The 13,386-nt window shown below is 22.4% G+C and carries 11 protein-coding genes and 1 rRNA gene; 10 read left to right on the top strand and 2 right to left on the bottom strand.

Annotated elements, in window-relative coordinates; all coding sequences use genetic code 11:
* Position 1: 1 nt before the first annotated feature.
* The gene (gene ribA / locus GJT97_RS01780; protein WP_169767777.1) at positions 2-598 is read right to left on the bottom strand and encodes a GTP cyclohydrolase II; all 597 of its coding nucleotides are present in this window, start codon (positions 596-598) and stop codon (positions 2-4) included.
* Between the two features lie 152 nt (positions 599-750).
* Here ribA and murJ point away from each other — a divergent pair, with 152 nt between their 5' ends.
* From murJ to pykF, 8 genes are all read left to right on the top strand, one after another.
* Complete coding sequence (murJ, locus tag GJT97_RS01775; protein ID WP_169767776.1) at positions 751-2,298, top strand: murein biosynthesis integral membrane protein MurJ; 1,548 nt, start codon at positions 751-753, stop codon at positions 2,296-2,298.
* Positions 2,299-2,466: 168 nt separating this feature from the next.
* Positions 2,467-2,841 (top strand): HesB/IscA family protein, encoded by a 375-nt coding sequence (locus GJT97_RS01770; RefSeq protein ID WP_169767775.1) that lies wholly within the window; start codon positions 2,467-2,469, stop codon positions 2,839-2,841.
* A gap of 16 nt (positions 2,842-2,857) precedes the next feature.
* Entirely contained in the window at positions 2,858-4,294 is a 1,437-nt protein-coding gene (gene sufB / locus GJT97_RS01765) for a Fe-S cluster assembly protein SufB (protein WP_169767860.1), read from the top strand.
* Between the two features lie 33 nt (positions 4,295-4,327).
* On the top strand, positions 4,328-5,071 hold the full coding sequence (gene sufC / locus GJT97_RS01760) for a Fe-S cluster assembly ATPase SufC (RefSeq protein ID WP_169767774.1): 744 nt from the start codon (positions 4,328-4,330) through the stop codon (positions 5,069-5,071).
* Positions 5,061-6,338, top strand: a complete 1,278-nt coding sequence (locus GJT97_RS01755) for a SufD family Fe-S cluster assembly protein (RefSeq protein ID WP_169767773.1) — start codon at positions 5,061-5,063, stop codon at positions 6,336-6,338. The genes sufC and GJT97_RS01755 overlap by 11 nt, the downstream gene beginning before the upstream one ends.
* Positions 6,328-7,560, top strand: a complete 1,233-nt coding sequence (locus GJT97_RS01750; RefSeq protein WP_169767772.1) for a SufS family cysteine desulfurase — start codon at positions 6,328-6,330, stop codon at positions 7,558-7,560. The genes GJT97_RS01755 and GJT97_RS01750 overlap by 11 nt, the downstream gene beginning before the upstream one ends.
* A 6-nt stretch (positions 7,561-7,566) precedes the next feature.
* Positions 7,567-7,992, top strand: coding sequence for a SufE family protein (locus GJT97_RS01745; RefSeq protein ID WP_169767771.1), 426 nt, complete (start codon positions 7,567-7,569; stop codon positions 7,990-7,992).
* A 108-nt stretch (positions 7,993-8,100) separates the two neighbouring features.
* The gene (gene pykF, locus GJT97_RS01740) at positions 8,101-9,510 is read left to right on the top strand and encodes a pyruvate kinase PykF (protein WP_169767770.1); all 1,410 of its coding nucleotides are present in this window, start codon (positions 8,101-8,103) and stop codon (positions 9,508-9,510) included.
* A gap of 37 nt (positions 9,511-9,547) precedes the next feature.
* Here the strand turns inward: pykF and GJT97_RS01735 are convergent, their stop codons facing one another.
* Positions 9,548-10,708, bottom strand: a complete 1,161-nt coding sequence (locus tag GJT97_RS01735) for a cysteine desulfurase family protein (RefSeq protein WP_169767769.1) — start codon at positions 10,706-10,708, stop codon at positions 9,548-9,550.
* 127 nt (positions 10,709-10,835) lie between these two features.
* Between GJT97_RS01735 and murI the strand changes: the two genes are divergently transcribed.
* Positions 10,836-11,648, top strand: a complete 813-nt coding sequence (murI, locus tag GJT97_RS01730) for a glutamate racemase (RefSeq protein ID WP_169767768.1) — start codon at positions 10,836-10,838, stop codon at positions 11,646-11,648.
* Between the two features lie 193 nt (positions 11,649-11,841).
* Positions 11,842-13,386 (top strand): 16S ribosomal RNA (locus tag GJT97_RS01725).

The raw sequence follows: 13,386 nt of genomic DNA, 5'->3' as shown, positions 1-13,386 counted from the left end.
ATTATAAAAATAATAAATGTTTTAATTTTAAATATTTGGTATTTAAATATTTAAAATTATAAATATTATAATTTATAATTAATGGTATTCTATCTATAATATTTATTCCATATTTTTTTAAAATTTTAATTTTATAAGGATTATTTGTTAATAATTTAATATTTTTAATACCTAAAATTTTTAATATATTTATACAAGAAAGAAAATTTCTTTCATCTGCACTAAATCCTAATTTATAATTTGCTTCTACAGTATCTAATCCTTCATCTTGTAAATTATAAGCTTTAATTTTATTTAAAATTCCAATATTTCTTCCTTCTTGTCTATGATATATTAATATTCCACAAGATTCCTGAGAAATTTTATTTAAAGATAATTGTAATTGTAAACCACAATCACAACGTAAACTATAAAATGCATCTCCAGTTAAACATTCTGAATGTATTCTTGTTAATATAATTGAATTTTTGTCTATATTTTTTAAACCTTTTACTAAAGCAATATGATTATTGCCTGTATTTATTTCTTTAAAACCTATAATAATAAATTTACCCCATTTTGTAGGTAATGTTGCTCTAGATATTTCTTTTATATTCATAAATATTTTTCTTTTTTTTTAAATTCAAATTTAAATATTTTAATAAAAAATAACAGTTAAAAACTATTCTTATAAAAGAAAATAATTTATTATATTGAATTTTTTATTAAAATAATTTATTTATATAATAAACTATTATTTTTAGGAATTATATGAATTTATTAAAGTCATTAACGACAGTTAGTATAATTACATTGTTTTCTAGATTATTAGGTTTTATTAGAGATAGTCTTATTGCAAAAGTTTTCGGTGCTGGTATGTATAGTGATTCATTTTTTATAGCATTTAAATTACCTAATTTATTAAGACGTATATTTGCAGAGGGAGCTTTTTCTCAAGCTTTTACACCTATATTAGCAGAATATAAAAATAAAAAAAGTGATAAAAAAACAAAAAATTTTATTGCTTCTACATTAGGAATATTAATAATCATACTATCTATAATAGTAATATTAGGTATATTATTTTCTTCTTTTATTATTTCTATTATTGCACCTGGTTTCGTAAATACAGATTTTAAATTAAAACTTACATCAAAAATTTTAAAAATGACTTTTCCATATATTTTATTAATTTCATTATCATCATTAGCTAGTTCTATTTTAAATATTTGGAAAAATTTTTTTGTACCAGCAATAACTCCTATTCTGTTAAATGTAAGTATGATATTATTGATTGTCATTTTTCCTAATCTTTTAGAACCATCAATATTAATTTTAGCTTGGGCTGTATTAATTGGGGGAATATCACAAATTTTTTATCAATTAATTTATCTTAAAAAGATAAATATGTTAATATTTCCAAGTTTTAAAAATTTTGATAAAGGAGTATTAAGAGTTTTAAAAAAAATGTGTACCGCAATTATTGGAGTAGCAGCAACACAAATATCTTTATTAATTAATTCTGCTTTTTCTTCTTTTTTAATTACAGGATCAATTACTTGGATTTATTATTCTGATCGTCTTATGGAATTACCTATTGGTATGTTTGGTATAGCACTAACAATAGTATTATTACCTGCTTTAACTGATGCTTTTAATCAAAATAAAGAAAATGAATATAATCAATTAATAGATATAGGTTTACGTTTATGTTTTTTATTAATAGTACCTAGTTCATTAATTTTAGGGTTTTTATCAAAATTATTATTAATTTCACTATTTCAATATGGAGCATTTAATTATTTTGATGTATTAATGACTCAAGAAAATATTATTATATATTCTATCGGATTATTATTTTTAATAATTGCAAAAGTTTTAGCAATAGCATTTTATGCAAGACAAGATGTAAGAACGCCAGTCCAAATTAATATATTTGTATTAATTATTACTCAATGTATAAGTCCTATATTTATTTTTTTTCTACATCATATAGGATTTTCAATATCTGTATGTGTTGCTGCTTTTTTAAATGTAATTTTTTTATATAAAACACTAGTTAAAAAAAAATTATATAAACCCGAAAAGGGTTGGTTATATTTTTTATTTCGTATTTTAGTAGTTACAATAATTTTAAGTATTATTTTATTATTTATTTCTAATAATTTACCTGAAAAATGGTTAATTTTATCTCCTTTCAAAACACGTATTCTTTATTTATTAAGTATTTGTTTTTTAATTTTTATGTTATATATTTTAATATTATTTTTATTAGGTTTTGGGGCAAAAGATTTTTCTTTAAAAAATATAATAAAATAATTATAATTTATAATGTTAAATTATAAATAATTATTTAAATATTATGTTAAACATATTTTTATATTAATTTTATGTGTATTATCTTCTTTATTAAAAAAGATAATTTTTTATGTTTTAACTTATTAAATTTTTTTTAAATTAAGATAAATAGTATTTATAGGTTTTATTATGAGAAAAAACAAAAATTTAATTCATTTAACATGTACAAAAAATAATTATAAAGGTTTGTATATAACACAAAAAGCATTATTACAAATTAATAAAATAATTAAAAAAAATAACAGTAAAGGAATAAAATTATTTTTAAAAAAATCTGGTTGTTTTGGATTAAAATATAATATTCTATTATTAGATAAATTATTAAATAATGACATTATCTTTCAAAAAGATACAATATCGATCTTTATTAATAATAAAGATCTTATTTTTATAGATGGTACTATTATTGATTTTATAAAAGATAATTTTTATCAATCTTTTCAATTTTATAATAGTAAAATTAAACAATTTTGTGGATGTAAAAAAAGTTTTACCTTTAAGTAAAAAAAGAATAAATAAAATGAATATTAATTCTAAATATTTTAAAAAAAAAAATATATATAAAGAAGGATTTTTTACTAAATTAAAAAATAACAAATTTATTCCAGGTATTAATATGGATATTATATATGAAATTTCTAAAATTCGTAATGAACCGCAATGGATGTTAGAATTTAGATTAAAAGGATATAATTCTTGGATAAATAAAACAGAACCTCATTGGTTAAATGGATATTATAAAAAACTAAATTATCAAAAATATATTTATTATTCAGCTCCTAAATATCCTATATTGAATAATAATATAAAAAATAAATATTTTACATCTGAAGTTAAAAAAACTTTTCATAAATTAAAACTTCCTATTAAAGATAATTCAAATATAGCAATTGATGCTATTTTTGATTCTGTTTCAGTTATTACAACTAATCAAAAAAAACTTTTAGAAAAAGGAATAATTTTTTGTTCATTAAATTATGCTATTAAACATTATCCTAAATTAGTTCAAAAATATTTAGGTTTTGTAGTTCCTGCTGATGATAATTTTTTTGCATCATTAAATGCAGCTGTAATTTCTGATGGTACATTTATTTATATTCCAAAAAATACAAAATGTCCTATAGATTTATCTACTTATTTTAGAATTAATCAAAAAAATATTGGTCAATTTGAACGTACTATTTTAGTTGCTGATGAAAATAGTTATGTAAATTATATAGAAGGTTGTTCTGCTCCAATTAGAAATAATTCTCAATTACATGCTGCTGTAGTTGAGGTAATTTTACATAAAAATGCACAAGTGAATTATTCAACTGTACAAAATTGGTTTTCAGGTACTAAAAATAGTAAAGGAGGTATTTTAAATTTTGTAACTAAAAGAGCAATATGTTATGGAGAAAATAGTATAATGTCTTGGACACAATCTGAAACAGGTGCAGCTATTACTTGGAAATATCCTAGTGTTATTTTAAAAGGAGATAATTCAGTCGGAGAATTTTTTTCTGTTTCATTAACTAATGGTAATCAACAAGCAGATACTGGAACTAAAATGATACATATAGGTAAAAATACAAAATCAACAATTATTTCTAAAAGTATTTCTACAGAAAAAAGTAAAAATACTTATCGTGGATTAGTTCATATTAATAAATATGCCAAATATTCTCGTAATTTTACTCAATGTGATTCAATTTTAATTGGTTCTCAATGTAGTACACATACATATCCTAATTTAAAAATATTAAATAATACTTCACAAGTTGAACATGAAGCTTCTACTTCTAAGATAGAAGAAGATCAAATTTTCTTTTGTTTGCAAAGAGGATTAAATATGGAAGATGCTATATCTCTTATTATTAATGGATTTTGTCGAGAAATTTTTGTAAAATTTCCTTTAGAATTTGCGGTTGAAGCACAAAAATTATTATCTATTCATTTAGATGATAGTATAGGATAAAATAATATACTTAGTAATAATAATTTAAAAACTATGTTAAAAATTAAAAATTTATGTGTTAATATAAATAATAAAATTATTTTAAATGAATTTAATTTGTCTATAAATCCAGGAGAAATTCATGCTATTATGGGCCCTAATGGTTCTGGAAAAAGTACATTATCATATGTAATATCTGGTAAAAAAGAATATATTATTACTAAAGGAGAAATTTTTTTTAAAAAAAAAAAATTATTACATTTAAAACCAGAAATTAGAGCAAGGGAAGGTATTTTTGTTTCTTTCCAGTATCCTATTGAAATACCTGGAGTTACTAATAATATATTTTTATTTAATGCTTTAAAAGCAATAAAAAAATATAGGGAAAATAATATATTAGATAGATTTACTTACAATAAAATTATAGATGAAAAAATAAAAATTTTAGGGAAAAAAAAAGATTTTTTACAACGGTTTGTAAATGTTGGTTTTTCTGGAGGAGAAAAAAAAATTAATGATATACTACAAATGTTCGTATTAGAACCTGACTTTTGTATTTTAGATGAAATTGATTCTGGATTAGATATCGATGCTTTAAAATTAGTATCTAAAGTAATTAATTTTATGAAAAATCCAGATAGATCATTCTTAATTATTACACATTATCGTCGTATTCTTGATTATATCAATCCTGATTATATTCATGTTTTATATAATAAAAATATTATAAGATCAGGAAATATGAATATTCTTTCTGATTTAGATCAATATGGATATGGGTATCTTAATGAAAGATAATATATATAATAAATTGAAAAATCTTTACAAATTAAATAAAAAATATTTTTATTCTAATAAATCAAAAATAGATTTATATAAATTAAAAAATTGTTTAAAAAAAGAATTATTATATGATAATCAAAAATTATTATTTAAATATTTAAATAATAATTTATTAATTAATTCTGAATCATTACCTATTAATAATAATAGATTATTAAAATTATTATTTCCGATAGATGCAATTACTTTATTTTTTATTAATGGTAAAATAGATAAAAATTTTAGTAATATAAATAATAAATATTATAAAATTGATATTGATCATACTATTAGTAATAGTAGTTTTTTTAAAAAAAATATTTATCATTATTTATCTGAAGCTTTTACTAAAAAAAATATATTAATTAATATTAATCATGTAAAAAATATTAAGGTTAAAAAACCATTATATATAGTATATTTTAATGATAAAAATAAAAAAAATGAAATTGCCATATTTAATTATAGAAATTTTATTTATATAAAAAATACTTTTTCTACTATAATAGAACATCATATAAATACAGATAAATCATATATCAATAATATTTATAATACTTTTATTATAAAAAATAATTCTAAATTAGAACATTATACTTTTATTACTAATCATAATAATAATAATAATAATAATTTTTGTTCTATTAATAATGAATTTATTTTATATAGTAATGTTTTTTATAAAAAATATGATGTATTGATGTCAAATAAATATATTAATCAAAATAATAATTTTCGTTTTTTAGGAGAAAAAACAAAATTAGTATATAATAGTTTATTATTTTCTAAAAATTCTAATATTATAAATATAAATAATTATTTAGAACATGATAAAAAAAATTCTTGTAGTGTACAATTACATAAAGCAATTACTTTAAATCAATCAATAATAAATTTAATAGGATTATTAAAAATTAATAAATATGCCATTAAAACTAATGGAAAACTAAATTATAGTTGTTTATTATTAAATAAATTATCTAGAATAAACATTCAACCTGGTTTGGATATTTTAAATGATAATGTAAAATGTACTCATAGTGTATTTACAGGTAAAATAGATCATAATCAAATTTTTTTTTTAAGAACTAGAGGTATAAGTTTTAAAAAATCATATAGTATTTTACTTATATCTTTTATATTAGATTCTGTAAATGAAATTAATAATAGTATCATAAAAAATAAAATCTTACAAAAAATATCTTGTTATTTATCAGTAGAGAATTTTTTAAATGAGTTTTAATATAAAAAATATTAGAAAACAATTCCCTATTTTTTCAAAAAAAATTAATGGAAATAAACTTATTTATTTGGATAATGCGGCTACTGTACATAAACCAAAAAAAGTAATTTCTTCATTAAGTAATTTTTATGAGAATGAATATTCTTCAGTTAATAGAGGTATTTATAGTTTAAGTACAAACGCAACTAAAAAAATGGAACAAGTACGTATCCAAATAGCTTATTTTATTAATGCAAAATATAAAGAAGAAATAATTTTTACCAAAAGTACTACAGAAAGTATTAATTTAATTGCTAATACTTGGGGTATAAAAAATATTTTATCACATAATAATATTATTATATCTGAAATGGAACATCATTCGAATATTATTCCATGGAAAATATTATCTCAAAAAATAGGATTTAATATTCGTATTATACCGTTAGATAATAATGGAAATTTAAAATTATATAAAATTAATGAGTTAATTGATAAAAATACTTGTTTAATATCGATTACATATATTTCTAATGTTTTAGGAACTATTAATCCGATTAAAACTATAATTAAAATAGCTAAAAAAAAAAATATTACTACCTTAGTTGATGGTGCTCAAGCAGTTTCAATACAAAAAATTGATGTTCGAAAATTAGGTTGTGATTTTTTTGTATTTTCAGGCCATAAAATTTTTGGTCCTACTGGAATTGGTGTTTTATATGGTATAAAAAAAATACTGAAATCCATTCCACCATGGCAAGGTGGAGGAGGAATGATTATAGATATATATAAAAATAATCCTATTTGGGAAAGAATACCTTGGAAATTTGAAGCAGGTTCTCCTAATATATCTGGGATTATAGGTTTAGGTGCTGCTTTATCATGGTTTATGTCATTTAATATAAATGATATTATTAAACATAATCAATATTTAACAAAATATGTTTTAAAAAAATTTAATTCTATTTTAGATATCAAAATTTTTGGAAAAAAATATCCTGATACCAATAGAATTGGTATAGTCGCATTTAATTTAGCTAATTATCATTCTTATGATATAGGTAGTTTTTTAGATCAATATGGTATTGCTATACGTACTGGTCATCATTGTTCTATTCCTGTTATGAAATTTTATAAAGTAAAATCTATGTGTAGAATTTCTTTTTCTATTTATAATGATAAAAATGATATTGATTATTTTATAGATAGATTAATATATATAAAAAATTTATTAAATAAATAATAACATATGTCATATACTTTACCAAGTCGAAATGAAATTGAAAGTAATTTTTTAAATTGTAATAATTGGGAAGAAAAATATCTCTATCTAATAGAATTGGGTAATCAGATTCCTATTTTATCAAAAAAAAAACATTCTTTAGAAAATTTTATACCAGGATGCCAAAGTAGAGTTTGGGTATTCCTCGAAATTGATTCTAATAATAATATAAAATTTAAAGGTGATAGTGATTCTTCTATTATTAAAGGATTATTAACAATGATTTTTATTTTTTATAATAAAAAAAATTATGATGAAATAATTAATTTTAATATTAAAACTTGTTTTAAAAATTTATCTTTTGATAAATATTTAACCACTTCTAGATCAGAAAGTATAAATATTATTATAGAAAATATTAAAAATAAATTAAAAAAATTAATACATAAATAAATGTAAATAAAATTATTTTATAGAATAAATTTTTTATTATATAAATTAAATTTAATTTTTTTAAAATTTATAATATTTAATTAAATATATCCAGGAAATATAAATTTTATGAAAAAAACAAAAATAGTATGTACTATAGGGCCTAGTTCAGAATCTACATATATTTTATCTCAATTTTTAAAATTAGGTATGAATGTTGCTAGATTAAATTTTTCACATGGTACTCATAATGATCATAAAAAAAGAATAAATAAATTAAAAAATATAATTAAAGAAACAGGTATACATGCAGCAATTTTATTAGATACAAAAGGGCCTGAAATACGTACTATGAAGTTATATAAGGGAAAAGATGTATATTTAGAATCTGGGAAAATTTTTACATTAACAACAAACCAAACAATTATTGGTAATAATAAGTGTGTTGCAATTACATATCCTTATTTAATCCAAGATTTAAGAGTTGGTAATAAAATATTAATAGATGATGGTTTAATTGCGATGAAAGTAATGAAAATAATTAATAATAATATTATATGTAAAATATTAAATAATGGAAAATTATCAGAAAATAAAAGTATTAATTTACCTGGAATATCTATTAATTTACCTTCTTTATCTGAAAAAGATAAATATGATTTGATTTTTGCGTGTCAAAACGAAATAGATTATATTGCAGCTTCTTTTATTCGTAAAAAACAAGATATATTAGAAATAAGAAAATTTTTAAAAAAACATAATGGTACTAATATTCAAATTATAGCTAAAATTGAAAATCAAGAGGGATTAAATAATTTTGATGAAATATTAAATGTTTCTGATGGAATAATGGTTGCAAGAGGAGATTTAGGAGTAGAAATTCCTGTAGAAAATGTAATTTTTGCTCAAAAAATGATTATAAAAAAATGTAATTTTTTAGGTAAAATAGTTATAACAGCAACACAAATGTTAGATTCTATGATGAAAAATCCTAGACCGACTAGAGCAGAAGCAGGTGACGTAGCAAATGCTATTTTAGATGGAACTGATGCTGTAATGTTATCTGGAGAGAGTGCTAAAGGACAATATCCATTAGAATCTGTATCTATTATGTCTACAATTTGTGAAAGAACAGATATTACTATGACTAATAGAATTGATTATTATCATAATAATGATATGAGTATTACAGATGCTGTATGTCGTAGTGCAGTCGAAATAGCAGAAAAATTAAAAGCTCCTTTAATAATTGTAGCTACTCAATTAGGTAAATCCGCTAAAGCTATTAGAAAATATTTTCCTAAATCAATAATTTTAGCTTTAACTACAAATAAAAGAACAGTAAAACATTTAATTTTAAGTAAAGGAATAATACCTAAATTAGTTGATAAGATATCATCTACAGATGATTTTTATATAATAGGTAAAAAAGTAGCATTATCTAGTAAATATGCAGTAAAAGGAGATGTTATTGTAATGGTTTCTGGAGCTTTAGTACCTAGTGGGACTACAAATACAACTTCTGTACATATTATTTAAAATTTATAAAAAATATAATAATTATAACTTATATTTATTAATATTTTTTTCTAATTTTATTAATAATAAGGTTAAATTTTTCAACTGTATAATCTATTTCCTTTTCAGTAGTAAATTTACCAAAAGAAATACGAATAGAACTTTGGATTAATTTATCATTTAATCCTAAAGATTTTAATACATAAGATAAATGGTATTTATTTGAATTACATGCAGAAGAAGTAGATATTGCAATATTTTTCATTTCTAATATAAGAATTTTGTTAAAAATATTTTTAAAACCTATATTTATTATATAGGGAGAACTATTTTTAAAATTACCATTTAAATATATACCTGGAATATTTTTTATTCCATTCCATAATTTTTTTTTTAAAAATGTTATTCTTTTTTTTTCCTGTTTTATTATAGAATTAGAAATTTTTAATGCAGTAGACATACCAATAATTTGGTGTATAGCTAAAGTTCCTGATCTTAAACCGTTTTCTTGTCCCCCACCATGTATTAATGGTAATAAATTTATTTTTTTTTTATTATTTTTTATATATAAAACACCTATACCTTTAGGACCATAAAATTTATGAGCTGAAAATGATAATAAATCAATATTCATATTTTTTAAATTAAATAAATATTTACCTACACTTTGTGTAGCATCCACATGAAAAAATATATTTTTTTTTTTACAAATATAACCAATTTGGTTTATATCATTAATAATACCTATTTCATTATTAATATGCATTATTGACACTAATATTGTTCCATTTGTAATTTTTTTTTCTAATGTATTTACATTAATTTTTCCTATATGAGAATTTTTAATATATATAATTTTTATACCTAATCTTTTTATAAAATTACAAGTTTCTAATACAGCTTGATGTTCCATTAAACTTGTAATAATATTTTTATTTTTAAAATTTAAATAATTAAATGCTATCCCTTTAATTGCTAAATTAATAGATTCTGTTGCACTAGAAGTAAAAATTATTTCTTCTTTTTTACTACCAATAATATTAGATATATTTATTCTAGCATTTTCAATAGCATTTTTTGCATTTATACCAAATGGATGTAAAGAAGAAGAAGGATTCCCAAATGTTCCTTTTATAGTAAAATAATTTTTCATTTCTTTTAATACTTGTTGATCAACAGGTGTCGTAGACGCATAGTCTAAATAGATTAATTTTTTCATAATTTTATTCTATAAATTTAATTTAGATATTTTTTAAAAAAATTATTTGTTAAAATAAATATTTTATATTATTTAATATTTAAAATTAAATATTTTAATATATAAAATATAATAAATTAGGATTTTTATGACAAAAAATTTTTTAACATCACAAACTACTATTTTTATTTTTGACTCGGGATTAGGTGGTATTACAATATATAATTATATTAAAAATATTTTTTTAAATATAAATTTTATTTATTTATTAGATAATAAATATTTTCCATATGGAAATAAATCAAAGAATTTTATTTTGCAACGTTTAATTAAAATTTTACAAAAAATTTCATTATATCATGATATTTCACTAGTTATTATAGCTTGTAATACAGCTAGTATTACAAGTTTACCTGAATTAAAAAAATATTTTAGTTTTCCTATTATTGGGGTAACTCCTGTAATTGATTTAGCTATTAGAAAAACAAATAATAAAGTGATTGGTTTTTTAGCTACAAATACTACACTACAAAATTATAAAATACAAAATAAAATAAATTTATTAAAAAAAAAATATATAATAAAAATTATATCATCTCCTAAATTAGTTTTTTTAGCAGAACAAAAATTATTAGGATATGAAATTATATTAAGTGAAATAAAAAAAATTTTTTTTTCTTGGTATAAATTAAAAATATTCCCTGATACAATAATATTAGGTTGTACTCATTTTTCATTAATTATAAATGAATTAAAAATTGTTTTTCCTAAAAATATAATTTTTTTAGATGCTAAACAATATATTATTTATAAATTTAAACAAATAATTCAATATAATAAAAATTTATCAGATACAAAAAAAAATATTGTGTATTATACGAAAATAAATAGAAATATAAGTAAAATTAAAAATATTTTTTTAAAAATGAATTTTCACATTTTTAAAAAATTGGAAACATAAGATTTTTTTCTATAAAAAGTTAAAATAAAATACTTGACTATTTATTTAATAGATGTAATATAATTATTATTAATTTTGTAGTTCTTTAAAAATTTATAAAAAACTTTTAAGGGCTCTCTTTTTAAGAGAGCGTTAATTTATAGATTTGTTTATAAAAAAATTTATAAATTTATTTTGTTGAATTATTTATATAAAATTGAAGAGTTTGATCATGGCTCAGATTGAACGCTGGCGGCAAGCCTAACACATGCAAGTCGAGCGGCAACGAAATAAGAGAAGGTTTTATTTTTTTTATTGTCGGCAAGCGGCGGACGGGTGAGTAATATCTGGGGATCTGCCTTATGGAGAGGGATAACTATTGGAAACGATAGCTAATACCTCATAATGTCTTGTAAAAGACCAAAGTAGGGGATTTTATATATTTTATATGGAACCTTATACCATTAGATGAACCCAGATGGGATTAGCTAGTAGGTAGAGTAAAAGCCTACCTAGGCAACGATCCCTAGCTGGTCTGAGAGGACAATCAGCCACACTGGAACTGAGACACGGTCCAGACTCCTACGGGAGGCAGCAGTGGGGAATATTGCACAATGGGCGAAAGCCTGATGCAGCTATGCCGCGTGTATGAAGAAGGCCTTCGGGTTGTAAAGTACTTTCAACAAGAAAGAAATAATAAGATTTAATACATTTTATTACTGACGTTACTTGTAAAAGAAGCACCGGCTAACTCCGTGCCAGCAGCCGCGGTAATACGGAGGGTGCTAGCGTTAATCGGAATTACTGGGCGTAAAGAGCACGTAGGCGGTTAATTAAGTCAGGTGTGAAATCCCTAAGCTTAACTTAGGAACTGCATTTGAAACTAATTAACTTGAGTTTCGTAGAGGGGGGTAGAATTCTAGGTGTAGCGGTGAAATGCGTAGATATCTGGAGGAATACCAGTGGCGAAGGCGACCCCCTGGACGAATACTGACGCTCAGGTGCGAAAGCATGGGGAGCAAACAGGATTAGATACCCTGGTAGTCCATGCCGTAAACGATGTCGACTTGAAGGTTGTAAGCTTGACTTATAGCTTTCGTAGCTAACGCGTTAAGTCGACCGCCTGGGGAGTACGACCGCAAGGTTAAAACTCAAATGAATTGACGGGGGCCCGCACAAGCGGTGGAGCATGTGGTTTAATTCGATGCAACGCGAAAAACCTTACCTGGTCTTGACATCCATGGAATTTAATAGAGATATTTTAGTGCCTTCGGGAACCATGAGACAGGTGCTGCATGGCTGTCGTCAGCTCGTGTTGTGAAATGTTGGGTTAAGTCCCGCAACGAGCGCAACCCTTATTCTTTGTTGCCATCAGCTAGGCTGGGAACTCAAAGAAGACTGCCGGTGATAAACCGGAGGAAGGTGAGGACGACGTCAAGTCATCATGGCCCTTACGACCAGGGCTACACACGTGCTACAATGGTATATACAAAGAGAAGCATCCTTGTAAAAGTAAGCGGATCTCACAAAATATATCTTAGTTCGGATTAGAGTCTGCAACTCGACTCTATGAAGTCGGAATCGCTAGTAATCGTAGATCAGAATGCTACGGTGAATACGTTCCCGGGCCTTGTACACACCGCCCGTCACACCATGGGAGTGGGTTGTAAAAGAAGTAAGCCATTTAACCTTTGTAAAAAGGAGGATGCTTACCACTTTATGATTCATAACTGGGGTGAAGTCGTAACAAGGTAACCGT

Origin of the sequence: Enterobacteriaceae endosymbiont of Donacia proxima (genome assembly GCF_012569285.1) — a bacterium.
Lineage (GTDB): Bacteria > Pseudomonadota > Gammaproteobacteria > Enterobacterales > Enterobacteriaceae.
The sequence above is the reverse complement of the archived record's forward strand: the minus strand, read 5'-3'. Positions and strand labels throughout refer to the sequence as shown.

Excerpts from the sequence above, each read along its gene's own strand:
- sufB (WP_169767860.1), top strand. The coding sequence starts at position 2,858 with ATGAATATTAATTCTAAATATTTTAAAAAAAAAAATATATATAAAGAA.
- sufC (WP_169767774.1), top strand. The coding sequence starts at position 4,328 with ATGTTAAAAATTAAAAATTTATGTGTTAATATAAATAATAAAATTATT.
- murJ (WP_169767776.1), top strand. The coding sequence starts at position 751 with ATGAATTTATTAAAGTCATTAACGACAGTTAGTATAATTACATTGTTT.
- GJT97_RS01735 (WP_169767769.1), bottom strand. The coding sequence starts at position 10,708 with ATGAAAAAATTAATCTATTTAGACTATGCGTCTACGACACCTGTTGAT.
- GJT97_RS01755 (WP_169767773.1), top strand. The coding sequence starts at position 5,061 with ATGAAAGATAATATATATAATAAATTGAAAAATCTTTACAAATTAAAT.
- pykF (WP_169767770.1), top strand. The coding sequence starts at position 8,101 with ATGAAAAAAACAAAAATAGTATGTACTATAGGGCCTAGTTCAGAATCT.
- GJT97_RS01750 (WP_169767772.1), top strand. The coding sequence starts at position 6,328 with ATGAGTTTTAATATAAAAAATATTAGAAAACAATTCCCTATTTTTTCA.
- GJT97_RS01770 (WP_169767775.1), top strand. The coding sequence starts at position 2,467 with ATGAGAAAAAACAAAAATTTAATTCATTTAACATGTACAAAAAATAAT.
- murI (WP_169767768.1), top strand. The coding sequence starts at position 10,836 with ATGACAAAAAATTTTTTAACATCACAAACTACTATTTTTATTTTTGAC.
- GJT97_RS01745 (WP_169767771.1), top strand. The coding sequence starts at position 7,567 with ATGTCATATACTTTACCAAGTCGAAATGAAATTGAAAGTAATTTTTTA.
- ribA (WP_169767777.1), bottom strand. The coding sequence starts at position 598 with ATGAATATAAAAGAAATATCTAGAGCAACATTACCTACAAAATGGGGT.